At 44.1% G+C, this 24,607-nt stretch carries 20 protein-coding genes and 1 pseudogene; 9 read left to right on the top strand and 12 right to left on the bottom strand.

Annotation, left to right across the window (positions count from 1 at the left end; genetic code table 11):
- Positions 1 to 1,287: a mechanosensitive ion channel family protein gene (locus tag R1T43_RS03895; RefSeq protein ID WP_317353077.1), complete on the top strand. Its 1,287-nt coding sequence runs from the start codon at positions 1 to 3 to the stop codon at positions 1,285 to 1,287.
- A gap of 82 nt (positions 1,288 to 1,369) precedes the next feature.
- Here the strand turns inward: R1T43_RS03895 and R1T43_RS03890 are convergent, their stop codons facing one another.
- Complete coding sequence (locus tag R1T43_RS03890; protein WP_013782633.1) at positions 1,370 to 1,561, bottom strand: hypothetical protein; 192 nt, start codon at positions 1,559 to 1,561, stop codon at positions 1,370 to 1,372.
- 347 nt (positions 1,562 to 1,908) lie between these two features.
- On the opposite strand from R1T43_RS03890, the gene R1T43_RS03885 reads away from it, so the two are divergent.
- Positions 1,909 to 2,709: a DUF2884 family protein gene (locus R1T43_RS03885; RefSeq protein WP_211071811.1), complete on the top strand. Its 801-nt coding sequence runs from the start codon at positions 1,909 to 1,911 to the stop codon at positions 2,707 to 2,709.
- Positions 2,710 to 2,946: 237 nt separating this feature from the next.
- Positions 2,947 to 3,792, top strand: coding sequence for an NAD-dependent epimerase/dehydratase family protein (locus R1T43_RS03880; RefSeq protein ID WP_317353072.1), 846 nt, complete (start codon positions 2,947 to 2,949; stop codon positions 3,790 to 3,792).
- Positions 3,793 to 3,995: 203 nt separating this feature from the next.
- On the opposite strand, the gene R1T43_RS03875 is transcribed toward R1T43_RS03880, so the two are convergent.
- The 3 genes and pseudogenes from R1T43_RS03875 to R1T43_RS03865 form a co-directional block, all read right to left on the bottom strand.
- The gene (locus R1T43_RS03875; protein WP_211071809.1) at positions 3,996 to 5,417 is read right to left on the bottom strand and encodes a sodium-dependent transporter; all 1,422 of its coding nucleotides are present in this window, start codon (positions 5,415 to 5,417) and stop codon (positions 3,996 to 3,998) included.
- Positions 5,418 to 5,624: 207 nt separating this feature from the next.
- Positions 5,625 to 6,434 (bottom strand): SDR family NAD(P)-dependent oxidoreductase, encoded by an 810-nt coding sequence (locus tag R1T43_RS03870; RefSeq protein WP_317353069.1) that lies wholly within the window; start codon positions 6,432 to 6,434, stop codon positions 5,625 to 5,627.
- A gap of 106 nt (positions 6,435 to 6,540) precedes the next feature.
- A pseudogene (locus R1T43_RS03865) lies at positions 6,541 to 6,921 on the bottom strand (thiol-disulfide oxidoreductase DCC family protein); the annotation flags it as partial.
- A gap of 183 nt (positions 6,922 to 7,104) precedes the next feature.
- On the opposite strand from R1T43_RS03865, the gene msrA reads away from it, so the two are divergent.
- Positions 7,105 to 7,650: a peptide-methionine (S)-S-oxide reductase MsrA gene (gene msrA, locus R1T43_RS03860; protein ID WP_317353066.1), complete on the top strand. Its 546-nt coding sequence runs from the start codon at positions 7,105 to 7,107 to the stop codon at positions 7,648 to 7,650.
- Positions 7,651 to 7,838: 188 nt separating this feature from the next.
- Here msrA and R1T43_RS03855 read toward each other — a convergent pair whose 3' ends face one another.
- Positions 7,839 to 8,984: a hypothetical protein gene (locus tag R1T43_RS03855; protein ID WP_317353063.1), complete on the bottom strand. Its 1,146-nt coding sequence runs from the start codon at positions 8,982 to 8,984 to the stop codon at positions 7,839 to 7,841.
- Between the two features lie 387 nt (positions 8,985 to 9,371).
- Between R1T43_RS03855 and R1T43_RS03850 the strand changes: the two genes are divergently transcribed.
- From R1T43_RS03850 to R1T43_RS03830, 5 genes are all read left to right on the top strand, one after another.
- A complete protein-coding gene (locus R1T43_RS03850) occupies positions 9,372 to 11,213 on the top strand; it encodes an alkaline phosphatase family protein (protein WP_317353061.1) in 1,842 nt (613 codons plus the stop codon).
- Positions 11,214 to 11,233: 20 nt separating this feature from the next.
- Positions 11,234 to 11,773: a flavodoxin FldB gene (fldB, locus tag R1T43_RS03845; protein ID WP_317353058.1), complete on the top strand. Its 540-nt coding sequence runs from the start codon at positions 11,234 to 11,236 to the stop codon at positions 11,771 to 11,773.
- 2 nt (positions 11,774 to 11,775) lie between these two features.
- Positions 11,776 to 12,561 carry a CLCA_X family protein gene (locus R1T43_RS03840; RefSeq protein WP_211071804.1) on the top strand — a complete coding sequence of 262 codons (786 nt, stop codon included), beginning with the start codon at positions 11,776 to 11,778 and terminating at the stop codon, positions 12,559 to 12,561.
- A gap of 140 nt (positions 12,562 to 12,701) precedes the next feature.
- The gene (locus R1T43_RS03835; RefSeq protein WP_211071803.1) at positions 12,702 to 13,109 is read left to right on the top strand and encodes an ExbD/TolR family protein; all 408 of its coding nucleotides are present in this window, start codon (positions 12,702 to 12,704) and stop codon (positions 13,107 to 13,109) included.
- A gap of 171 nt (positions 13,110 to 13,280) precedes the next feature.
- A complete protein-coding gene (locus tag R1T43_RS03830) occupies positions 13,281 to 14,633 on the top strand; it encodes a choice-of-anchor A family protein (RefSeq protein ID WP_317353052.1) in 1,353 nt (450 codons plus the stop codon).
- Here R1T43_RS03830 and R1T43_RS03825 read toward each other — a convergent pair.
- The 7 genes from R1T43_RS03825 to R1T43_RS03795 all read right to left on the bottom strand — a co-directional run bounded on the left by R1T43_RS03825 (position 14,616) and on the right by R1T43_RS03795 (position 24,600).
- Positions 14,616 to 17,126 (bottom strand): cellulose synthase subunit BcsC-related outer membrane protein, encoded by a 2,511-nt coding sequence (locus R1T43_RS03825; protein ID WP_317353050.1) that lies wholly within the window; start codon positions 17,124 to 17,126, stop codon positions 14,616 to 14,618. The genes R1T43_RS03830 and R1T43_RS03825 overlap by 18 nt on opposite strands.
- Positions 17,126 to 18,163 carry a glycosyl hydrolase family 8 gene (locus R1T43_RS03820; protein WP_317353048.1) on the bottom strand — a complete coding sequence of 346 codons (1,038 nt, stop codon included), beginning with the start codon at positions 18,161 to 18,163 and terminating at the stop codon, positions 17,126 to 17,128. Before R1T43_RS03820 ends, R1T43_RS03825 begins: the two co-directional genes overlap by 1 nt.
- A gap of 14 nt (positions 18,164 to 18,177) precedes the next feature.
- On the bottom strand, positions 18,178 to 20,451 hold the full coding sequence (locus R1T43_RS03815) for a cellulose biosynthesis cyclic di-GMP-binding regulatory protein BcsB (protein ID WP_317353046.1): 2,274 nt from the start codon (positions 20,449 to 20,451) through the stop codon (positions 18,178 to 18,180).
- Positions 20,452 to 20,453: 2 nt separating this feature from the next.
- Positions 20,454 to 22,670 (bottom strand): UDP-forming cellulose synthase catalytic subunit, encoded by a 2,217-nt coding sequence (gene bcsA / locus R1T43_RS03810; protein ID WP_317353045.1) that lies wholly within the window; start codon positions 22,668 to 22,670, stop codon positions 20,454 to 20,456.
- Positions 22,651 to 23,154, bottom strand: coding sequence for a hypothetical protein (locus tag R1T43_RS03805; RefSeq protein WP_211071797.1), 504 nt, complete (start codon positions 23,152 to 23,154; stop codon positions 22,651 to 22,653). The genes bcsA and R1T43_RS03805 overlap by 20 nt, the downstream gene beginning before the upstream one ends.
- Positions 23,155 to 23,355: 201 nt before the next feature.
- Positions 23,356 to 23,862: a YgjV family protein gene (locus R1T43_RS03800; RefSeq protein ID WP_211071796.1), complete on the bottom strand. Its 507-nt coding sequence runs from the start codon at positions 23,860 to 23,862 to the stop codon at positions 23,356 to 23,358.
- A 15-nt stretch (positions 23,863 to 23,877) separates the two neighbouring features.
- Positions 23,878 to 24,600 carry a tRNA1(Val) (adenine(37)-N6)-methyltransferase gene (locus tag R1T43_RS03795; protein ID WP_317353043.1) on the bottom strand — a complete coding sequence of 241 codons (723 nt, stop codon included), beginning with the start codon at positions 24,598 to 24,600 and terminating at the stop codon, positions 23,878 to 23,880.
- Positions 24,601 to 24,607 lie beyond the last annotated feature (7 nt).

Genomic DNA, 24,607 nt, shown 5'->3' with positions numbered 1-24,607 from the left:
GTGGAAGTAAGTTCGACTGTACGTGATAGTTTCACGCATTTAGTGAAGGATTTTTTTCCGTCACTAACCATGCACGACCCGCTATATAATGCGCTAGCGTTAGGCGCCATTTTAACGATAGCGATAGTCATTTATATCTTTGCAAGATTGGTTGTGCGCCCTCAAATAGCGAGATGGGTTACCAAAACCACCAACATTTGGGATAACGCACTGCAAGAGCATGGCTTCTTCCGCCGTCTTATGCATTTATTCCCTGCCCTGTTTATATTCCTTGCTACCCCAGTGCTTATTGAAGAAGCCTCTGTGTTGTATGGCTTATTAATAAAAAGTGCTTTGTTGTACATGCTGTACAGCGGACTGCTGGGTATTTATGCCATTTTAAGTACGGTGGAAGATGTTTACAACGCGTCTGCATTATCTAAACGTGCGCCTATCACGGGTTTTATTCAAGTTACTAAGCTTGGCTTTGCCATTCTTACCATACTGTTTAGCATCTCGTTAATTGTTGATAAAAGCCCGCTTCTGCTGGTATCTGGGCTAACTGCCATTGCCGCGGTGCTGCTATTGATTTTCCGCGATACCATATTAGGCTTTGTGGCTGGTATTCAAATTGCTGCTAACCGCATGTTTAATACCGGCGATTGGATCACCATGCAGAAATACGAAGTAGACGGTGAAATTAAAGAGATAGGTTTAACCAACGTAAAAGTACAAAATTGGGATAAAACCATTTCAACCTTGCCAACCTATAATTTGACTACCGAGGCAGTTAAAAACTGGCGAGGCATGCAAGAGTCTGGTGGCCGCAGAATAAAGCGCTCTGTGTATATCGATGTTCATTCTATAAAATTATGTGACAACGAAATGCTAGAACGTTTCTCTAAAATTCGCTACATCAGTGAGTATATCGAGAAGAAGACTAATGAACTGCGCGCTTACCACAGAGACTATTCTATTGATGAGTCTGATTTATTAAATAGCCGCAAATTAACTAACATAGGTACATTCAGAGCGTATTTAGAGTCTTATTTGCGAAAACACCCCAGTGTGAACCAAGAAATGACCTTGATGGTACGCCAGCTTCCCCCGAATGAGATTGGACTGCCACTGGAACTGTATTGTTTTAGTATTGAAAAAGATTGGGTGAAGTACGAAAAGGTTCAAGCGGATATATTTGACCATGTGATGGCCATGCTGTCATTATTTGACCTAATTGCTTATCAGCGTGACGGTCACTTAGGTTACTTATCCAGTGCCATGGACATAAGCCAGAGTGAACAAGACTAGCGCTTGCGCGTGTAGCAACGAAATTTAAACGCTAGACATAAAAAAAACCGGCCTAAGCCGGTTTTTTTATGGAAATCATTTCTTAAGCCAATGCATAACCCATTAGCAAGCAAACCACTAACCCAGACACACCAAAGAAACCATACTCGATTTTTTCTTGCATGCCTTTTGCGCCAGTTTCAGCTGTCATGAAACCCATTACGATGCTGCTAAGCCCCAGAGTGAAGGCAATTAGCGCAACACCAAATACAATTGCGTTAATCCAATCAGTCATTCTCTAAACCCTTTAATTTTTCTGGCGTTATTATGCATGAAATCAATCTAGATGAACATGCCTCAAAAAGCATTAAATACGAGTAATGCGCTCTTTTTCTTACCTCTTTGATCTTAGTCAAAAATGCCAAATAGTTAAGCTAATTACTAATTTTTGGTAAATAGCGAATCCCACAGCTTACCCAAAAAACCTTAAGCCATTGAAATAATGATAATTTATTAAAATGGCACTGAGGTTGCACCACTGAGGATACAACTGGGGTTGTTATAACAGGTTATTAAAACCGCGTGAGCTCATCACGCTAGACAGTCTTCCAGACAGCATCATGGTTAATAGGATTTCAAAAAATGAAAATCAAACAATTTCTTCCACTCGCCTTAGTAACTACATCTTTACTTAGCGTGCCAGCGTTTGCTTTTGAGACTAGCTGCGACATCGAATTGGATGGCCACCTTAAATACCACCAGGGCCTCATTACTGTCGACATGCAAAATGGTTCTACCATGTCGATTGATGACACTTACCATTTAGTCATTAACGGCGAAAGTGTTACGCTGAACAACGAGCAACAACAATGGGTAAATACCTATTACGACCGTATCGATACTGCCATCCCCATGACCCTTAATATCGCAAGTGAAGGGTTAGAGATTGCGAGTGTTGCCGTTTCTGAAGTATTCGGTGAACTGCTTGGCGGCGATAATGAGCTTACTGAAGACTTCGATACCATGTTCACTTCGCTTAACGAAAAGTTAGCAACGTCTTTTTACGACGACAACGGCAATATCAAAGTGGATACGACTAAATTTGACGAACCAGGCTTTTTCGACGAAAGCTGGGAAGACGAATTTGAAGCGCAGTTCGAGTCGCTAGTTAGTGAATCAATTGGCCGCATTCTGATTGCTGTTGGTACGCAAATGCTATGGAACGGTGGCGACATGGAAGAGTTCGAGGCAAAAATGGAACGCTTTGGTGAATCTATTGAACACCGTGTTGAAACTCAAGCCGCAGCACTTGAAGAAAAAGGCGATGCCCTGTGTGAAGTATTGCAAGAAGCTAATTATGCAGAAAACAAGATGCAAGCCAGCATTCCTGGGTTAGGAGGCTTAGACTTAATCGATATGCGCAGTGGCGAAATGAAAATGTAAGTGTGTTTTTATTGGTGTAGTGACTCCCCCTCCACTGCATTCCAATTACGTTTAATAGCCTTACAACGCTAGCTTTCCAGCTAGCGTTTTTGTTTTTTAACTTATGTCATTGTAATCGCTTTTCACCCTTATCAATTATGGGCCCTCGCTTTGGCCCCCTGAATCAATCCGTTTTGCGCCTTACCGCGTATTTTTGATACTTTACTTTCACGCCCCATTTTCATCTAAGAAGACGTTATGAATAATAAGCTCGTTATATGCGGTTACGGTTGGCTTGGTCGCTACCTAGGCGAAGCCATGTCAGCTACCCACTCCATTATTGCCACCACGCGAAGCGAAGAAAAGGCGCAGCAAATTAGCAATACACACATTCAAGGTTTGGTATTTAGTCTGGGGAACGACACCTCCGCGCTGTGTAATGAACTTAGCGACGCAACACTGGTGCTAAACATTCCACCTGGTCGTCGTAATACCCAGTTAGATGGTTTTACCAATAGCATGCTTGCCCTTATTGATAAGGCAGTGGCGGCCAACGTAGCCCGTATAATCTTTATCAGCACCACCTCGGTATACGGCGACATTAGGAATGAAGAGTTAAATGAGCACGCCAGCACCCAGCCTGAGACCGCATCGGCAAAAGCCCATGTCGCGATAGAACAGCACCTATTAGATTTAAAAACGAATGCCAAGGCAGACGTTAAGATAGTTCGCCTTGCGGGGTTAACAGGGCCAGATCGTCACCCTGTGAAGTCGTTAAGTGGAAGAAGCCTGAATGCGGGCAATAAGAGAATTAACCTAGTGCATATTCATGATGTGGTTGCCGCGTTAAAGACACTTATTTTGTCCACTAGTAGCGAGGGTGTCAGTAGCAATGCTGACAGCACAAACTTATACCACTTATGTAGTTTACAGCACCCGAAAAGAGGCGAATACTATACCCAAGCTGCAAACAAAAAAGGGATACCTGCACCCACGTTTAGTGAGTCAGAATTACCACCTACGGGCAAAGTGATTGATGCAAAAGCGAGTTGGGGTTTACTGGGAATAGTCCCTGACTATGCTAACCCTGATGACATGGTTTAGTCATATTGCACGTTGTGAAAGAAACACTAGTTTTATAAAGAACGTTCAGGCTTACAAAGAAATATGCATGCTTGCAAAGAAGGTGCGGGGGTTATAAATAGATAAGGCGCTCACATTTGAGCGCCTTATTATTGATATACGTTTTACGTCAATTAGCCTAGTGTAACGACTAACTGAGAACAGCTATTAGCCGAGAATAACGACTAGCCAAACAGGCTAACGCCGAAGTATTTAACCGCCACGGTATTGATGAAAATAACCAATAAGATGGCAGGGATAAAGGTCTTAAGCGATACATCAACATACTTTTCAAACCATCCGCCGCGATAGCCTGAACTTCCCTCTTCAAGGGATGCATTGAAGTTTGCACTCTTCCAACGATAGATAACGAAGATACAAATCAAGAAGCCGTTTAATGGCAAAATGGTCTCGTAAAATACGTCAATAATAACGTCGAAAAGCGACTTATCGACACCCGCGTAGCTGGCAAACTGAGTAAGTGCTTCCACTTTGCCAAAAGACAAAGTACACAATATTGCTAGCACAAGCATTACGCTGCCAAGTGATGCTAACGCCCACTTTCTGCTTACGCCCTTCTCGTCCATTAACGCCGCTACTGGCACTTCAAAGATAGACACTAAAGACGTAATTGCGGCAAAGAACACTAATAGGAAGAACAGGCTTGCCACGATAGACGCCCCAACATAGCCAATAGAGCTTTGCAGCGCTAAAAATATGTTAGGTAAATAAGTGAAGATCATGCTCACCGATGACTCACTAAGTTCATCAGGGTTAATATCAGGGTTGAATGAGAATATCGCCGGTAGAATCATCAAGCCGGCCGTGAAGGCCACTGCGGTATCGGTTATGGCTACTAACTTTGCCGACGTAGGTACATCTGCTCTTTTGTCGATATAACTGCCGTAGGTAATCAATATCCCCATACCTAGCGATAGGGAGAAAAAGGCTTGTGCAAGCGCACCATTAACCACAGTTGCGGTGAGCTTTGAGAAGTCTGGAATAATATAAAACTTCACACCTGCCATGGCGTTTTCGCGAGTAAGCACAAATACGACAAGGCCAATTAGCATGACAAAAAGGGCTGGCATTAGCAGCTTAGCGGCTTTCTCAATACCCTCTTTAACACCACCTTGCAGAATAAGATAAACCACACCGACAACCACAGCCATATAAGCAAAAATAGACGATGAATTAATAAATAACCCAAAGGTATCTGGGTTAGCTAAGATGTCTAAATTACCGCTGACAGTTTCAAATAGATAACCGAAAATCCACACCGTGATCACCATGTAGAACACGGCAATCATAAATGGCGTAGCAATGGCTAACCAGCCAGCGATTTTCCACTTTCCAGAATTACCACTGATTGCACTGTATGCGCCTAATGGATCTTTTTTGGCATGACGCCCCACTGACATTTCCGCTAACATCACAGGTAAGCAAATAGCGAATACAAAAATGGCGTACATTAACAAGAATGCACCACCGCCATTTTTTGCTGCGCCCACAGGAAAACCAACAAGGTTACCAATACCTACTGCCGATCCTGCCGCTGCTAGAATAAAACCTATGCGCGATCCGAACTGTTCTCTGGCCCCGCTCATATCCCTTCCTCTTGTTGAGTTTATTTTTATGTTTTCTGGGATGGCGATAACTTATGATTATTTCATCGTGCTAATGGCGTCGACTACGTCGTATTGCTCGCCTTTTTTAAGCGAGTCAAAACACTGCACCATTCCCTGAAATGCATGGTAACAGCAGTGTAATAAAAAGTCTTGATATTGGGCTTACAGAAAGCGGCAATTGGCGTATCACCAAGTTACCACTTTACCGTCCCAGTCAATGAAGTGGCAGCTTTCGTTGCCGTTTAGATGGCGAGATTCACTCAATTTTGACAAATGAGTAAGCAGTTGATTAGCCGTAAATTCAGGCGTAAACAGCTTTTTTGCTTTTACGTTTTTCTGAAACGGTGCTGATAACCCTGTATCGACAGTGCCTGGGTGATAGCACATTAAGAGTGGCTCTTTTAAACGCCGTGTGTACTCTACCGCGGCTGTTTTTACCAACATATTAAGCGCGGCTTTTGAAGCTCGATATCCATACCAGCCCCCGAGTTTGTTATCAGAAATACTGCCCACCCGCGCACTAATACAAACAATAGACGGGCTTTCTTTCACCATTACAGACACCAAGTACTTCATCCATAAAGCGGGCATCGTACTATTGACTGCAAAGTAAGTTGCTAGCGCTCCTTCACTAATATCTTCAAGCCGTTTTTCTGGCCGAAGCCCCAAGGGTTCATTATGAAGTACGCCGGTAGCGACAATCGCTAACTTCACTCGTGTACCTTGAGCTTTAAGGTGTGTAACAAACGCCGCTATACTGGCTTCATTGTGTTCAGACAAGCTAATTGCCGTCACATTATCTGGCCACGTAGGGTCTTTATAACCACTGCGGCTAAGCGCTATAACCTTTTTAGGGTTCTCGCCTTCACCGGCGTCAGCGCTTGCCAATAATTGAACCAGAGCCTTACCTATCCCGCCCGACGCCCCAATGACAAGAGACACCGTACTAGCGTTTTGCTCAGCAGTATTTTGCTCGGCTTTGGGATTATCAGTCATTGTCGCCACCTGTGCCTTGTGTGCTTTCGATACTCGCATTATTTTTCGCCCCAGCTGTGCTTTTAGTATGCGCAGCATTCGCATCACAGGGTGATTCCTGTTGAATCTCGCCAGGCACACATCGGTCACAGGTACGTTTTTTACCGGTCAGTAAATACGAAATGGTATAGCGGTGTTTGGCGAATTTGAGGTAACACCAATCGGCAACAATTCGAATAACAGGCCAGCGCAAAGGGGCATATAGCCACCCCACACCCACGGCTTTCCACGCTTGGTGGGTTACATCTAGCCCAGTAATAAGCGTGCCATCGGGTAATAACCCGTGAATTCTGGCATTCAGCGCATGCCAATCTAACTCAGGGTATTGAGCGGCAAACTCTGGTGTTTGAATATCTACAAGGGTTAATGCGCCGTCTTTATCCCGTTTTCGTAAATGGCGCATTTCTGTTTTACACAAGGGGCAGTAGCCATCGTAAAAAATTATCAATGTAGTCACCTCTGACTTGGCGGTAGCTTTCTATGTTTTTGTACTTTCTATGTTTTAAGCTGTTCGTATTTTGGGCTTTTTATTTATTATACTTTTATACGCTAAAAAAATGCACTTGGATGACTTGAGTTTACCCGCGCTCACACCCACACTGATGTCATAAGTTTTTTCTGAGGTAACACAATGGCAAATTTACAAGTAGCCACCCTAGCAGGCGGGTGTTTTTGGTGTATAGAGTCAGCATTTAATACGGTTGAAGGTGTTGAAAAGGCAGTATCTGGCTATGCAGGCGGCGAAGATGCCTCACCAACCTATGAATCGATTTGTGGTGGCGGTACTGGTCACGCTGAAGTGGTTCAAGTGACTTATGATGCAGATAACATCAGTTATCGAGAAATATTAGAGATATTCTTTGCGCTACACGATCCTACTCAATTGAACCGTCAAGGCAATGATGTGGGCACCCAATATCGCAGTGCGGTTTTCTATCACAACGATGCGCAAAAAGACGCTGCTGAAGCTATTATTGCAGAGATTACGTCTGAGGAGATTTGGCCTAATCCGGTTGTCACCGAAGTTGTGCCCATTGATAACTACCATCAGGCTGAAGACTACCATCAGGATTACTTTAAAAATAATCCACAAAACCAATACTGTTCAATGGTAGTTGCACCTAAACTAGCGAAGTTTAAAAAGACATTTGCTTCACGTTTACGCACGCAGGCATAAGCAGCCACAATAGAATTAGCTTGGCTTACTCGCGTTGAACGGCCAAACAAAAATGCGGTTACAGATTAAAATCTGTAACCGCATTTTTTATTTCTATTGATAGCCCGTGCATTGAAGCACAGCGCTATTGCAACTCAGTATTTTTGGAGTTCTTTGCTACTGGAGCTTAGTGCTACTGACGCATAGCACTACTGAAACCATGCGTCATTTAAAGGTACTGAGAACAATAAAGGTGCCATGGCTTCGTAACGTGGTGTCTCTGCGTCACATTTGATGTTCTTCAAGTAGTTTACTTTCCACGGATCGTTTATTAGCCACAAGGTATCTTCTACTACTACCAGCCCTTCAATTGAAGCGTTATCCATTACATATTCGCCACACTCATTATCCGCACTTACATTAAACTGCATAGAGATACGTTTTGTTTCAACCTTACCAGCAACATCAATAACCCAGACCTCGTTATCGTTTCGGGCCGCGGCCAGTAAGAAGTTATTACCGCCCTCAGCACTATAAAGTGCTAAGCCATTAATAGGGTGGCTACCCGCATCAAAAATAGGAACCGATAAATCAGGTTCATCTACCACAGCGAAGTCCGCACTTTGCCAAAAATCATCTGTTATGTTTAGCGAGAAAATACGCGGCTGCCCCGCTTTGTCCTTCTCAAGACCTAAGTACAAGGTGCCATCTTCTGCCATGGCCATGCCTTCGATACCGTCGTTGGGAAAGTTACCCACTTCAAATTCGGTAGGAAACTGCAAAGGACGAACATGGGTCATGGTGACGCTATCATTCTCATCCCGCTCTAATCGAACCAACAAGGTGGGATAATCGGTTGAGCCCGTGTTTTGATATTTCTTTTCGCAGCGGGTAGAGAGAGTCCCCGTGCGGGTGGCATCTTCAGTTACGGTATAAATCACATTCGGGTTACTTGGGTCGCTTGCTAGCGCTTCTAAATCTGGTGCATTGGTTAAATAGTCACTAAAACAACTTCGGCGCACTCTTGTGGCAAGTTTAAATGCATTACTTGAGGTAGTCAGTGTTGCCGTATCTTTATCAAGAAAATGCAGTTTTCTTTGCTGCTCGAACGCGGCACTCCCATCTGCAATAGTGACTAGTTGGCCATCAATTTCAATGAGTCCTGAGGTTTGAGGGTCTTGCATTACATCGCTAGTATCAGTGGATATCCAACGCCCAACAGAGGTTAAAACCGAGCTAGTTGTGGCGCTAGCTGCGTCTTCGCTAAATGCGGCATCTTTGTTCTCGCTACAGCCTGCCATAACACTACTTAACGCTACGACAATACACGCGGCAACCGGCCAATTTTTCAACATGATATTCACTTCCTTCAACATTAAGATGCCCATTTAGCGCACGCCTGGCATAAGCCGTAAGCACTAACTTATTATCAACAAACCGCTATCAGTAAACTGCTGGCAACAAATCAGCCCGCAAACGGGATCAGGGCCTATAATTCTACTGCCGGTCAAATTTACGATATCACCATTTGCGATACCGCCTGCAGTTTTAGCCGTAGGGCAAAGACAAATTTATGGGCGCAAACCGTCACGAGTTAAGCCCGTTAGGGTAAAAAATGTAAGCGAGTATATCTACCATACCGTTTAAAGCCAAAAAAGAGTAAGGTACATTTTTCTTCTTATTGCTTTTGGTAGGAGCATATTATTTCTAAGCAGTATATTCCTGCGGTGATTGCAGGCCCAATGGTTAGACGAGTCACACAAAGTGCGTGTCATATCTGGCTAGTAACCTCTGAGGCTAAAGCGCCAACGTTTGCACTTACTCAACATGAGTCGCAGCTTAACGCAGAGGTGACAAGCACTTGCGTGCAAGTAGGTAAGCACGCATTCATTCACTTATTGTCTGCCACTGTAGATGAAAGCTTTACTGCCAATATACCTATCTACTACCAACTCACCTTTGCAGCGACTGAATGCCAAGAAAAGTGGCAACAAGAGCAAGCAGACTTACTTTATACCAATCAAACTGCTTTGAGCTTTTGCTGGACCAACAAGCCAGAAACCATACTGCATGGCTCATGTCGAAAGCCTCATTTTGATGGTGACGACGCCCTCGCCCAAGTCGATAATTTGCTCGATAGTGCCATTGCTTCAAACAGCCCTCGCCCTGATGTGCTTATGATGACAGGAGATCAAGTTTACGCCGATGATGTCGCCGGGCCTACCCTGCAAGCCATTCACCAAACTATCGCCTTACTTGGGCTTTTCGAAGAGCCTCTTGATGGCGCGGTATTAGATAACTCAGCAGAGTTGCCTACTCACCCCCATGGTTTTTATGAACGCGAGCAGTTACTGCCACAAACAGAAACAAACACCGCCCTTTCATCACTCTTTTTTGGTGCCAAAAGAAAGCCCATTTTTACTTCGGTTAATGCGCAAAATCACTTAATAAGCTGCGCCGAAGTGATGGCCATGTATTTCTTGGTGTGGTCGCCTGTCCTGTGGCGAAACGTGACGTTTCATATCAATGATATAGCCGCACAACACAAAGACACCTTTGAAAAAGAACAAAGTGCCATTGAAGGGTTTGTAAGTAAGTTGCCAAACGTTCGACGGGCACTGGCGCATATTCCTGTTTATATGATTTTTGACGATCATGATGTCACCGATGACTGGAATCTTACACGAGGTTGGGAACAAGAAGTTTACGGAAATCCTTTCTCTAAACGTATGATTGGTAACGCCCTTATCGGCTATTTACTTTGCCAAGGATGGGGTAATGCGCCGCAAAAGTGCGCGACGTTAATAGCTAAAGCCGGTGAAGCCTTTACCGACAGTGGCATGGTGAAACAAGATGAACTCATCGACCACTTGTTAGACTTTGAACATTGGAATTACCGCTTAGACACTACGCCACCTATTGAAGTGTTAGATACCCGAACCCGTCGCTGGCGCTCTGAATCGAGTATGAAAAAACCCTCTGGCTTGATGGACTGGGAAGCCTTGTGCGACTTTCAGCACAATATTATTGGAAAGGATGCCGTAATAGTGGTGTCGGCTGCCCCTATTTATGGGGTGAAGTTTATAGAAGCTATTCAAAAGACTTTCACCTTCTTTGGCAAGGCACTTACTGTGGACGCCGAGAACTGGATGGCGCACAAGGGCACTGCGAATGTCATGTTGAACATTTTTCGACATTACAAAACACCCCCTGAATTTATAATCTTATCTGGTGATGTTCACTACTCGTTTGTATACGATGTACGATTACGCTTTCGTCGCAATAGCCCTCACATTACCCAGTTTACTTGTAGCGGATTAAAGAACGCCTTTCCCGATGGCTTAATTCGCTGGTTAGATAGGCTCAACCGCGTTTTCTACGGGCCAAAATCTGTGCTTAACGTGTTCACACGCCGCAGAAATATGTCGGTCACCGCCAGAGAACCTTCATCAGGATACGGTGAGCTTTATAATGGCTGCGCCATCGGTATATTACAAATTTCACAAAATAGTACAGTTGTTGGCTGCAAAGCTTTGTTGAGCAACGGTAAAGAGGTAGAATTCCCGCCCTTAAAAGATGATTAGTTTGTACGAAAGAGGTTTTCATGAGTGATAATGCGCTGTCGATTGGCTTGTTCTACGGTTCAACAACCTGTTATACGGAAATGGCAGCGGAAAAAATTCAGGCACAATTGAACAGCTTATTCGACGAAGACATTGTAGATGTTCACAACATTAAAGATGTGAGTTTGGCTAGAACCGCCGACTACGACATTATTATCTTTGGTATTTCTACTTGGGACTTCGGTGAACTGCAAGAAGACTGGGAGTCTCACTGGGAAGAAGCCCACCAGCTTAATTTGGAAGGTAAAACCGTGGCTTTGTATGGCATGGGCGACCAACTTGGTTATGCTGATTGGTTTCAAGACGCCTTGGGCATGCTGCACGACGCTATCGCCCCATCCAACTGCACTATCATTGGTTATTGGCCCAACGAGGGCTATGAGTTCACCGCATCTAAAGCATTGACCGAAGACAAGTCACAGTTTTTAGGGCTTTCGTTAGACGACGAAAACCAATACGACAAATCAGATGAGCGTATTGCTGCATGGTGTGAACAACTGCTTATATCGTTAGCGGGTTAGCTGTGACCCAAGGGCGCATACATCAAGACTTCTATCGTAATGGCCCTAGCCATAGAGATGGTGCCGATGTCACTTTTCAAGATATTCGCAAACTGTTTAACTTTTCGAGTATCACCATTGGAAAATGGGTAACGGCTGATGAACAGCAAATAGCGGCGAATCTATTCTTCGACGCCTTGTATGATCTGGCCACCATTTTAAATGTTAACGAACAAGTGCTGTCTTTAAACGGCACATTGTCGTTGGCTTTTGGCAGTGGCGGTCAAAAAGGCGCTAGTGCCCATTATAATAGTGCACGAAGACAACTCGCATTAGCCAAGAATGCCGGCGCAGGGGCATTAGCCCATGAGTGGTTTCATGCGTTTGATCATTATATCGCACCCAAAATGTTTGCCGATGTAGGTGTAGGCAGTTTTGCCTCGCAAGCTTGGTTAGATAATGCTCAACTTAACCCCCACCCACTTAATGAAAAACTGAGTAAATGCTTCTCTTCGTTGTTTTTAGACAACAATAATCGGCCTAACGATTATTTTGTACGATCTGTAGAAGCGGATCGCGCATTAAAAATCTATTATTACGCAATGCCACAAGAAATGGCCGCCAGAGCCTTTGAGGCCTGCATTCAAGACCATTTGATCAAAAACGCTTTCTTGGTTCAAGGCACAAAAAGATCAACAGAGGCTAGACTTGGCATTTATCCTCATGGTAATTTGCGTATAGCGCTCAATGAGTCGTTGATGTTGTATTTTTACCAATTAGGCGTCGCCATTTCCCACAAACAATCTTAAGTTTGTTGTTTTACGATGGAAACTGAGCAATTTTTCAGCAACAAGTGTTAACGAGCACGCTGTTTTGTACAAAACCCTGTTTATTTTTGTTACAGGCAGTATACTAATGCGCTCGAACGTAACAGAAAAAAGAAGACGAGATGAAAAGAAAAAAGCATACCTCGGCCGAAGACGAGGCTCAGATTGATATGACCCCCATGTTGGACATCGTGTTCATCATGTTGATTTTCTTCATCGTAACGACCTCGTTCGTGAAAGAAAAAGGGTTAGATACTAACCGCCCAGAAGACAATCAGGCTAAAAATGATCAGCCTTCTAAAGCATTGTCTATCCGTATAGATGCCGACGGCACTATTATGATGGGTGGCCGTGAAGTTGATATCCGCCGTGTTGTAGCAAACACACAAACATTTTTAGCGGAAAACAACACTGACTCAGCAGCTATTCAAGCTGATGAAGATACTGAACACGGTACAGTGGTAGAAGTAATGAACCAGGTTAAAGTAGCTGGTATCGCTAAAGTTTCGGTACTGGTTAAGAAAGGCTAGTTCTTTCGAAAGTTTAAAAAAGCCGCCTCAAGGGCGGCTTTTTCGTATCTATACCTATACGAAAGTATCTCTTGTGGTGATGCGCACATTTTGTTCTGATCGTACCATTCGGTGTGCCTGGTAATCCATGTTGAAAATTGATTCCAGTTGCTGATTTCACTGGAGCAAAATATGTCAACGATACGTAAACACTCAATCTCAACGAAACTCGCCAGTTCCCTTGGCGCGCTAACCTTGGCACTTAGTGCACAAGGTATTGGTCATGCCGCTCAAATTACCTTGAGCGAAGCATTCGACTACAATGCGTTCATCTTCGAAGACTATACCGGTTACTACTCCGATGTAGAGGGTAGCCTTGCTGTTGGCGGTAGCCTAGTCGTGAACGATTTTGATGTAGGCCTACAACTTTCCCCAGATTTAACCACAAGCTCATTGTTTGTGGGTGGCGATATCGTCTACATAAACGGAAAAATTCGTAACGGCCAAACCACCGTTAGTGGCAATATTGTGGCTAACAATGTTGAATTTGAAGGCGCCGTTAATGCAGCTGACAACGCCACTATTACCGAAAGTACGGTTTTAAGCGGCGATGTTAATGTGGGGGGTGTTTTTACCTCAACTAATGCACAAATCAGTGACGGCGATATTAATGCGGGCAGTGTACAGCTAACTAATACTAGCGTAGAAAATGGTGATATTAGTGCAGTTGACAGTGTTGCTCTCGTTAGCTCTGAAGTTACCAATGGCAGCATTACTGCTGGCGGCACGGTTGTCATAGATATGAACTCTACAGCCAGTGACGGCATCATTGCAGACACTGTCACATCTTCGGCGATAGATAATATCGACTTTGACGCTATAGAATCTGAAATCAAAGCACAGTCGTTAGAATTCGCTGACATGACAGCAAACGGCAGTACCACCTTTTATTGCCAAGGTGATACAAGCTGTGCAGATAGCAGTGACGTAGATGGTATCGTGTTCTCTGGTGACGACAGTATCAATATTTACGACATCGATGCCGATTGGTTATCTGTGGCGAACAAAAGTATTACTTACGACTTCTCAACCACTAGCTACAACATCATCAACGTAACGGGTGATGCGGTCGATTTGTTTAATACCGGCTTTTTCAACACTGCGTTTGCTGGGCAGTATCAAGATAACGACCAAAATGCAGATTATCGTCACGACGGCACCTACACCAATAATATTCTATTTAACTTTGTAGAGGCCACCAGCGTGACTATTCAGTCAATTGGGGTCAAGGGAAGTATACTAGCGCCTTATGCCGATATTGCTTTCTACAACGGCCATATTGATGGGAATCTCATCGCGAGTAGCGTGTTTACCCCAGAAGTTTACCTAACCAATGATAATGGCGTTGAATATTTAGCGCCCACTGGGCAAGTCAATAATTATAGTTTCGGCGTAACGCAGGTATCTGCGCCGGGCTCAATACTTCTTATGCTTCCTGCATTAGCGGTAGTGTTTATTCGTAATAAACTAAAGCGCAAAGCCTGATAACCGCGGTGACGAGCGCATTAGCTCGTCACTGGTTACGCCTTCGCCTTTTCCTGGTCGCCAACGTATTTGTATCCCTGCCTCAAAGGCCTGATATTCCACCGCAAAGGCTTTACCTACGTACCCCGCTACTATCCATTCATCAGATAATCTATATTGGCCTTCAAACATCATATTACCGCTTAAGCCCGTGCTACGACTATAAGGCAGGTTTAAGCTTGATAGCGAATTGCTCGTATCATTAGCCGTTAATAGTGGAAACCTAGGATCGCTAGGCTCTGCTAATCTAGACAGTCCTAATGAGGTACTCAATTTAAATTGCCAACGGTGCGCTTCCATCGTCAGCAGTTCAGAATACCCGCCAATACTTAGCATATAATTTGGGCTGAAATACCCACCATGCCCGTAAGTAAAACCGCTTAGATTTTCATCGTACCCTAAATAACTGAAAAAAGGCCCTACGCGCCAGTAATCCAACGTAGTCGATATTTGTGGCGCAAGGTTATAGTTCACATCCGTACGAAGGGATAAATATTTATTATCGGCAACCCCATCGCCACTTAAACTTGCCCACGTTAATGTCCCCGCAACCGACCACTGTGGTTTGAAGCTGTGTGCAGCTAGCACCGAAATACCGTCAGCAATAACATAACCCCACCGTTCGGTTTGTTCGCTATTAAAGGTACCGGCCTGACTTAATAGACTATCGGTTTTAGGTAAATGAAATAGCGTTGTCGCCAACGTGACTTCAGGTAAAAACCACGTTGCAGAAAGTTGCCCTGTTAGCTCTGCGTCCACAGGCTGGTCAAATAATTCATACTCTAGGTTAGCGTAAAAATTGAAAGCAGTTTGTTGATACGTGATTTCTGCCCGCAGCCCTTTATCTTCAAAACCAGCAATGCCCGCAAAGTCATCTGAAGCTTGCCCATCGGCAAACCAACTGTTCGTTACAGGCTTACCGCTATACAACTGTTGATAATCGAGTGCCACCTGCCATTGCCAACTGTCTACCATACCGCCAACACCAATATAACTCGTGAACACATCAAAATTACCCAGTCCCTCATCACCACTTCGAGACCGAGTAGTTAAGCCTGCAACCACAGTATGTGCATCTTTAGTTTGCGCTGTTGTCGCTCTAGCATCTTCAAGATTATACGATAAGATAAATTGCTTTCTTGGCCATGCACTCGCCGCGTTTTGTTGCTGCAAAATATGTGCAACCGAAGGGTATTTTTTAGCTAATGCAGCACGCCCCTCGGCATTTTCTAACCCTATAAGCGCATTGGCGATATCGATGTTACTTGCCTCACCTGCAGTACGTTGTGATGCAAGAGTAGCGGAAAAAGCATCTCTGGCAATTTGAGCATTTTCATCGGTAAGACTCGTGCTTGCTTGTGACGCACTCCAGCCCAACAGCGCTTGTTCATCAGGGCTTAAACGCCGAATATCTCGCAACGCTAATCCAGCATCTACACTACGCTGGAATTGCCCGTTGTTGTAATATTCGGCCTGCTCGGATGCTAAAAAATCAGCGCAGCGAGTGAGGAATTTTTGCGAGCTTGCTTGTTCACACGCATAAGCCCCCGCCTTTGCATTCTCCCCCTGCCCCCGCAGACTCAGCCACACGCCTTCATGATTATCTAACAGTACAAATAACACATAAGCCCCTTGATAGCGTTCGGCGTCATAACGCTTCCAGGCTTCGCCCAGTAGCGTTTCACTCACCTGCTGGCCATTGGCACCCAACAACATCGACTTGAGTTGCGCCGTGCTTTCTCTGGCTATGCTGTCTTTTAAGTTTACGTTGCTAGCGCTGTTGCCAAGAGCACTTTGAATACGCGCATTCACAATGGCACGCTTGCCATCAACTACGCCTTTTTTCTGCACTGCAGTTTCATATAAAGCTTCAGCACGCTCAAAATGATGCTGAGCATCGCTTAGCAAGCCTTTGTCTAGGGCAGTCCACCCCAATAACATGTGATAATCGTAACGGGCTAGGTTGTTAGCTAACGTTGATAACTGCGTAAACTCACCTGCGCTAATGAATGCACGTTGCGCGGAGGTTTTTTGTGCAAATTTTTGCAGTGGTGCGTCTTTCGCCACCTTGTTTTTCGATGGCGTTTTTGATGACCCCGGATTCGAAGCAGCCTGATTTGTAACAACATCAGAGGGCTTGGAAGGGTTGTTCAATTGATACAATGCCGTTTCAATGTCGCTAGGTACTATCCATTGCGGAAACGCGCTTTTAAGCCGGCCTAATTCTTGGTTTGCTAGTTGTGTCTGTTTTTGATTAATGTGATACCACAACCCAGTAACATCAGGTTTGCCATATTGCGTTACTTGTCCTTGTCTATCTTGTTGCTCTTTATACGTAGTTGAGACTTGAGCGCTGACTTGGGCGCCGCCTAACATCGTGCCTACCATACTGGCCGACAACATGGCTAAAAAAAGTTTTGATGGGCGCTTTTCGCAATAAAGTAGTGAAGGCATTAAGACTTGGCATCCATAACAGCAATCATAGAAAGCAAGGTTAAACTCGCTGAATAATAATCCATATTTCTGTCAATCGATGGAAGTGACAGTGGGCTATCATCAATAATATGTTTTACCGCAGACTCAACCGCTTTCATCCCTGGTGTCATCGAATATTCAGCCGTGTCGTTTGTGATTAAATTGACCGTAGCCGGTGTGCTTTCTATATCCCACCAGCGTTTAAAATCAGAATAAAATGCCGCATCATCAATACCTGCCCACGCAAGGTGAAGGGGTATACGACAGGCATTAAAACCGTATTCCTGAGACACCGTATTGGTTAAAGACAACTCACCTTCGTTCACTCTTAACCAGTCGGGCGGCAGTTTGTGTTCAGAAAAGCGCGCTTTGTAAATAAACGCAGTACCACTACTGTGTAATGCTTTCCAGCGAAGCGGCTTAGACGAAACCTCTGCAATCGCGTCAATGGCAGGAAACACCCAATAAGACAAATTGACTTGCATGCCCTCATCACTATTCTTATCACTGTTAAAACCGAATTCTCCCGGCAACAGCACTAGGTACTCTTCGGTTTCAATAAACAGCTTTTCTTCTATTGCCGTTATGATGGCTTGAGCATCACGCCGATAGCTTTTGTCTCCCCACTTATCAGCTGCACGCAATAGTGCCCAAGCAATAAGTATGTCGCCATCTGAGGCGTTGTTAGGGTCGTCTATACATTGCTTATTTTTACTTTCACAGGGACGATAGCGCCAATGAAATAGCTTATCGTCTCGCTGAAGTACAGTGTGAGTCCACGTCCATATACCATCAAACGCTGCTCTATCGCTTGCAGCAACGGCGAACAACAAACCATAACCTTGCCCCTCACTATGAGATACATCGCCATTACCCGTATCGATGACACGGCCATTGTCGATAAACAAGGCGTTATAAGCTTGAAATGCTTCTTGTATTTCATGCTCTTTAGGGTTGCTACATGACACCAAAATACCTAGCAGCCCAAACAGGCCGACGAGTCGAATGAACCGCATGCCCCTGCTACCCTCTACCATGAATCTTGTGCTCTTTTATTGCGGCGTCGTAGCAACAAGTAAATGAATAAGCTGACGAAGAATACTAGTACCATGAAGGTGACTAACCAATACCAAGGATTGTTAGACAACCACAAGCGAAGGGTAAGCAAAACATCGTCCGGCTCACCCATTTCATATTTATCGTTAACCTGCATAACCAGCAATGGTGATTCGTTATCATTCCAAACGAAGAAGTCGCCAGCCATTTGTCCCCACAAAGACAAACTAATCAAATCATCCACTCTGGCGGCCAATTTTTCAGGTGTTTGTGCAACCAATAAAAACAGGGTGTCGGAATTTGTGCCATTGGGGTGACGCTGTGCCACAAACACCGCATTGTCGCCCAAGTCACTTTCCTGCACTGTAGTGCCTTCGGTAAGCATTTGGCGGTAGGATTTATCGTTGCTGAAATCCCTCACACGGTTGTACAACATATTTTGTGCGCGGTAGGGCCAACGCTTAGTATTTCCAATGGCAGTAACAAAACTATCTTGTTCAAGGTTGTTTAGTGTTTCTGGGCTTCCTAATACAATTAATGAGCCTTCACCTTCACTGGCATCTTTAGTGATTGAAAGATTCAGCAGGGGAATTTTTGCAACTTGAGCAAGCTTGCCAGCAAGGGTCAGTGCACTGTCTAAATAGTCGTTAGATGGTATAAATATTTGGCTTTTAGGCGCTGAATTAAAGCGTGCTAACGGATACCCCGTATCACCAAATAAGCCCAAATCAGGCTGCACGGCTACATGACCTGCTTGGGGAAGTTGTATGCTAGAGCTGTTGTTAAATTGGAACAACAGATGAGAGCCTTGCACATCGTTACACGCGAGCCCAGAAACAGGCGGGCGCATAGTAATGATAAAACTGACGTTGTTCGTTCCGCCTTTAAAAAATCGTGCAGGGATCTTCAGTTGATAATCTCTAAAAGATTCACCATTCACGTCGCCAAGGTACAAGCCATGAACGAGTTCGCCATTCACACTAACGTTCATTGAAGAGCCCGGGCCAATGCCCGCCCCATAACCGAAATCGAGAAGAAACGCTACGCTGGCATTTTCCGGTACAAAGAAATCAGCAGGTAGCTTCATTGTGACATTTTTCTCAAAGCGCCCTTCATCAACAAACTGATCGCTAGATACCCCTAAATCGCTGAAGGTGTAACTTTCACCAGGTTGCAATGCAGCAGTTTGTTGTAACCCTATTGCGTCCATTTGCGTTTGAGAACGAACAATAGTGCGAGCACCAGGGTTTAATACATCATCCATTACCGACAAAGCTTTCGCTGCGTCTAAAACCTCATCATTATTATTTCCGCTGACAATAAGCCGATACGCTGCTGGTACCCAGGTTTTATCAGCAGCGACAAACGCTTCGGTGCGTTGCACTTTTAGAAAAGGGCCGTTAATTTCATTTACCATCGCGTCAGATAGTACTGGCGACAATGCTTGCTTATTCCCTACCAGAACATGAATCTCTCGCGTCTTGGTTTCATCTAAATACCACGCTGTTTTTTCATATGCATCTATTCTATTTTCACTCCAAAATCCCTCTTCTTCTTGAATCACTTTAGGTAAAACATATCCTTGTGGAATGTGCGTATGCATGACACCAAGAGGTTGATATTGGTTTCTGAGTGCCAGCGCTTGCGCTACTAGTGGCAACGTATTTTCAATAATACCGCTATCAGCATCTTCAGCACTGAGTAACTGAACACTACGCTGCCCGCCAATGCCTGCACTAAAGAATCCGGATAAATCTTTAATGCCAAAATCATCTACATCTATATCGGCGTCGACTGTGAGCGAAGAAGTGTAAAGGTTCACCTCGCTCCATAATTCCGGCGAGTTACCATTGACGCATTGCATCGCGTATTGGTGGCTGGCCGCCAACGTTAAATTGTTAAAGCCTTCTCGCCAAAGCTGAGAAGGAATATCAATTGTAGAGATAATATTGGGTTGATTTGGGGCATAGGCTATCTGCCCAATAGTGGCATTGTTAAATCGCACATACATTTGTGAACGTTTCTCAATTAGCGCTTGTGAACTCACAATTTCTAATTTAAGAGACGCTTTTGATATGTCACTAATGGCACTTAGCGGTATTGCGATATCTACGCTACTAGACTTCCCTTCTAAGCGCGCAATACTGTCACCAGCATAAAAATCACTCAGTCGAAATGTTTGTGTTTCAGCCATAATGCTTGCAGAGAAAAACAAGCTAAACATTAGTAAGAAGTAAGGTTTTATCATTATTATTCCTTCAATACCCCAGTACGCAATTTTAATCGTAGAAGAAGTTTCTTTAGTAAAAAAAACAGATGAGCAAATATAGGACCTAGCCCTACATTTAAAACATGTCGCATACCAAACCAGTATGATATTGGACGAGTTCGGCGTCGTTGAAACGATTGCCAACGCCTACTGTCACATAAACAATAGGCCACAACGTTATTTCGTTCCACATCACTTTGTGGATTAAACGTTGCACGTAAGGTCTTCTTATTGCTATCGAATTCAACCACTTTAAGATGTAAATCTACATTAGTATTTAGTGCCTCTGCCCACGAACTTAATACCACATTAGAAGAAATCATCGGTAAATCCCCCCTAATCTGAATTTTTACCCCACTAGAAGACAAGTCGTTTAACTCCCCTACCCAGGCTTGTCCTTCGTGCGTTCTAATCACAACGTTATCAGTGGCGGGTAGTCGCGATTGGCTTCGAAGCTGTTTACGCTCAAGCAATACACTCATAGCGCTGAACAACAGCAATAAATTAAAACCATTCCACAGTAATACAACGAGTGTAAGCTCTCGGGTAAGCGGTTCATTAATGAATTTATAAATGCCGATAATCATGGCAAACGAAAGTAGTGCGGTTATCCAGTAAAACACGCTAGAAAGTGGCGAAACAAAGTTTTTATCTAAACTCTCCCCTTTGGGAGTAACCACAAATGAGGGCGCGCGAGGCTTTAAAAATACTTTGATGAGCGCCATCAGTGTAAAAGCACATTGTAGTATTTCGTACAACTCAGAGACCAGCGGCCATCGGGTTCGCCCAAATAGCATGGTGGAAATCATGTAGGTTGCAACAACGTGGGGCATGGTAAACGCTAGAATTTCCATCATTGAGGCATGGTAAACCTGTAGGCCAAACACCAAGTAACCCAGCGGCATTAACAGAAAGACAACCCGTGCGAAGGGAAACAGCCAAAACATAATAGAGCTCATGTAGCCAACACGTTGATACCAAGACAAGCCTTTCGCGTTATAGGGTTTTTTCAGCAATAAAATTTGGGTCATACCCTGTGCCCAGCGCATACGTTGCTGGATGAAAGCATCAAAGGTTTCTGGCGCTAATCCGCTTACCATTGGGCGATCAACATACACTGATTCATAGCCCATTTTATGTAAATCGAGGGCTGTCTCTGCGTCTTCAGTGATAGATTCTCCCGAAATGCCCCCTACCAATTCTAAATGTGCTCGACGCAATAGCGCGGCCGACCCACAAAAAAACGAGCTAGACCAGTAATCTAAACCTTTTTGAATAGTGCCGTAAAACATGTCGTTTTCAGAGGGCATGCGGGTAAACGCCGAGAAATAGTTTCGTTCGACGGGGTCTGGGTTAGCCATAAAGTGAGGGGTTTGTACCAAGAACACTTTTTCTTTTTTAACCATCCAAGGCACGGTTCGGCTTAAAAAGTCGCTAGTGGGGACGTGGTCAGCATCTAAGATAACAATGAGCTCGCCGGAGGTATTATTGATGGCACTGTTCACATTTCCGGCTTTTGCGTACAGGTTCTGCGCGCGGGTATGGTAGGTTACTCCCAACCTTTCACAGAGCGCTTTTAATTCTGCACGTCGCTCCACAGCTATTTGCGCTTTTTGTGGGTCTGCTTGGTTAATTTTTTCGTCAGTGCCGCCGTCATCTAACAGGTGAATGCTGACTTTATCAGCAGGGTAATCCATCACTCTGGCTGCACGGATGGTTATCTCTAGAATATCTTGTGATTCGTTGTAGGTGGGGATCATGACATCCACAGTGGGTAACTGTGTTTTATCTATATCATCAAGAGTAAGCTGAGGGCGACTAAGTGGGAATACATTTACAATACACCCCAGTATCGAAGTAATTCCAGCATAAATTTCAGCTAGAAAAAGAAGCCATATCGCAATAAATGAAAACACGTCAGTGGCTGAAAGGGTATACAAGCCCCGCCAGAATAAATAGCGCAAAGTAATAGCGACGCCGAGTACCAGCGCGAGTGTTCTAAAGAAATATTGAAATCGTTGTGCGAAATTTGCTTCACGGCTACATATTGAAATGATAACCAGAATAACAGAAGAAGAGATTAGCTGGCCTGCTGCGTCCATAGGGGCAAGAAGCAGTAATCCTAGGAGCGTTGAGGCAATAAATAGGGCAATTAGAAGATAACGAGTGTGATGCTTGTTAGTTAACGAATTGCCCAAGGTTACTATCCAAAATATTAACGTGAGTCACGTTAGCATAGCTTGCTCTATTGATTAACGTAACCTTACCGTCTGCAATTTCGAGCTCGTGGTTACTCTGGTAAAACATTCGAGAAATGCTATCGCGAGTTTTCTGGCTACTACGCCCCAATAAAAACCAAGCAGGATACGTTGCCACGCCCAGTGCCATTACCGCTACCATACTAAAAAACACGAAAGGAGTAAGAATAGGCGCCATGTACAAAGAGAAAAATAATGCTCCCATACAAGCTAAGGTAACAACCCCTGTTACTTTACGCAGTCGTTTAATTTTTAACAACTTTTTTTCTGCATTAACATATAAGTTAAGACGTTTTTTCCAAAGTTGTTCGGTCTCTTCTTTAGATTGACCACCAATCAGCTTCGCACAGGGCTCGGCTGCTTCATCAATATGACGCTCGGCAAGCGATGTCACTCGATGAGCGTGCAAGTTCACTACATTCATAAAATACACCACTTCTCAAACTACGGAAGAGTTTATAAATTCTCTTGCAAGGTAAAAATCTGGGGCCTGATACCCTCAGATGATTCTTTATACCCATTGAAGTGGTGTGATTAAATTCAACTTTGGCTTATTAGCATAAAGTAGAAAGCATAACGCAATGTTTTAAAAGGTTTTTTAAAAACCTCGTGCAGCCCTTTTAGACTAATGGTTTACCTTCTTTCTATCACTAATCATCTTTGTCACAATACTAAATAAGTTACTGATATTAAAAATAGTACCAAAAATACTGCCTACTGATAGGGCGTACATGAGCCCTAATGTTTCTGCGAGCAAGAAATAACGCCTTATTTTATCTGTCTCTCTTAACACAATTGAGCCTATCGTAAAGATAAGTGATGAGGCATAGGCAATAAAAATGTTCCAGTCATGGTGCAAAATAAACCACTCATACAGCATGAACAGGATATTGGCGGCCACAAAAATAAACAGTACCCATCGGCTACGATTTTTAATGGCGATAAAATTACGTAACCCCGCTAAGCATGTACCCACGCCGGCAGCCATGGCATCAAGCATAAAAAAGTGTACGCTTAAGCTCAGCAAAGCAAATGCAGAGATAAACAAATAGCGCTCAACACTATTTTGCCTATAACCAATAAAATTAAGTACGACGGCAATGGCACCGAACGCTTCAGCTACAATCAACATGCCTAACTACCTTTGTTAAAAGCGTAAATAAAATTCGCGGCAGAGCGCTTTGAAACCACTTGAATAATCTCCGGCGCCATCTCTAATCGCCAGGTGTTCAATGTCTTTCTGTTTATGGTTCTGTTGCTTGCTCATACAAAATACCGTTACATAAGGGTTTCGCTGGTCATTGTGCTGCACTCTTAATATACGATTTGTGGATAAACCTAACTCAGCAGCCATGCCTATAATTTCGACCTCTCGGGCAAACGGATAAAGGCAATAGAACTCACCAGTAGGGGTAAGTGTTTCAGCAACAAACGAAAGAAGCTCTGCAGGGGTGAGTGAAACAGTTTGCCTAGCATGTTCTCTTATTTCACTTTGTAATTGGTAGGCGTGGCTATCGCCTTTAACCTGTTCGAAATAGGGCGGGTTAGACACGATGAAATCGAAAGCGATATCCGCGGCTAAGTCGGACAACTTGGTATGCTGCACGGTTATTTTTGTTGGCCAAGGCGAAGCAGCAACGTTAGCGCTTGCTTGTAATGCAGCCCCTTTATCAATATCGATAGCGGTAATTTTGGCCGATGGGATAGACTGTTGCGCCATCATTAGCGCAAGAATACCCGTGCCGGTGCCGATATCAAGAATATGGGCACCTTGATTGGGCTTAGCCCAACTGCCTAAAATCATACTGTCGGTATTTACCTTCATGGCACAATTGGTTTGATTAACAACGAATTGCTTACAGCGAAACATGGTGGTT

This window comes from Alteromonas sp. CI.11.F.A3 (assembly GCF_032925565.1).
GTDB lineage: Bacteria > Pseudomonadota > Gammaproteobacteria > Enterobacterales > Alteromonadaceae > Alteromonas.
This window is presented reverse-complemented; position numbering and strand designations above follow the sequence as displayed.

What these genes read in the sequence shown, in the direction of transcription:
- msrA (WP_317353066.1), top strand. Translation starts at nt 7,105, where the DNA reads ATGGCAAATTTACAAGTAGCCACCCTAGCAGGCGGGTGTTTTTGGTGT.
- R1T43_RS03825 (WP_317353050.1), bottom strand. Translation starts at nt 17,126, where the DNA reads ATGCCTTCACTACTTTATTGCGAAAAGCGCCCATCAAAACTTTTTTTA.
- R1T43_RS03875 (WP_211071809.1), bottom strand. Translation starts at nt 5,417, where the DNA reads ATGAGCGGGGCCAGAGAACAGTTCGGATCGCGCATAGGTTTTATTCTA.
- R1T43_RS03890 (WP_013782633.1), bottom strand. Translation starts at nt 1,561, where the DNA reads ATGACTGATTGGATTAACGCAATTGTATTTGGTGTTGCGCTAATTGCC.
- R1T43_RS03880 (WP_317353072.1), top strand. Translation starts at nt 2,947, where the DNA reads ATGAATAATAAGCTCGTTATATGCGGTTACGGTTGGCTTGGTCGCTAC.
- R1T43_RS03855 (WP_317353063.1), bottom strand. Translation starts at nt 8,984, where the DNA reads ATGTTGAAAAATTGGCCGGTTGCCGCGTGTATTGTCGTAGCGTTAAGT.
- R1T43_RS03800 (WP_211071796.1), bottom strand. Translation starts at nt 23,862, where the DNA reads ATGTTGATTGTAGCTGAAGCGTTCGGTGCCATTGCCGTCGTACTTAAT.
- fldB (WP_317353058.1), top strand. Translation starts at nt 11,234, where the DNA reads ATGAGTGATAATGCGCTGTCGATTGGCTTGTTCTACGGTTCAACAACC.
- R1T43_RS03835 (WP_211071803.1), top strand. Translation starts at nt 12,702, where the DNA reads ATGAAAAGAAAAAAGCATACCTCGGCCGAAGACGAGGCTCAGATTGAT.
- R1T43_RS03815 (WP_317353046.1), bottom strand. Translation starts at nt 20,451, where the DNA reads ATGATAAAACCTTACTTCTTACTAATGTTTAGCTTGTTTTTCTCTGCA.
- R1T43_RS03885 (WP_211071811.1), top strand. Translation starts at nt 1,909, where the DNA reads ATGAAAATCAAACAATTTCTTCCACTCGCCTTAGTAACTACATCTTTA.
- R1T43_RS03830 (WP_317353052.1), top strand. Translation starts at nt 13,281, where the DNA reads ATGTCAACGATACGTAAACACTCAATCTCAACGAAACTCGCCAGTTCC.
- R1T43_RS03850 (WP_317353061.1), top strand. Translation starts at nt 9,372, where the DNA reads ATGGTTAGACGAGTCACACAAAGTGCGTGTCATATCTGGCTAGTAACC.
- R1T43_RS03795 (WP_317353043.1), bottom strand. Translation starts at nt 24,600, where the DNA reads ATGTTTCGCTGTAAGCAATTCGTTGTTAATCAAACCAATTGTGCCATG.
- R1T43_RS03820 (WP_317353048.1), bottom strand. Translation starts at nt 18,163, where the DNA reads ATGCGGTTCATTCGACTCGTCGGCCTGTTTGGGCTGCTAGGTATTTTG.
- R1T43_RS03870 (WP_317353069.1), bottom strand. Translation starts at nt 6,434, where the DNA reads ATGACTGATAATCCCAAAGCCGAGCAAAATACTGCTGAGCAAAACGCT.
- R1T43_RS03805 (WP_211071797.1), bottom strand. Translation starts at nt 23,154, where the DNA reads ATGAATGTAGTGAACTTGCACGCTCATCGAGTGACATCGCTTGCCGAG.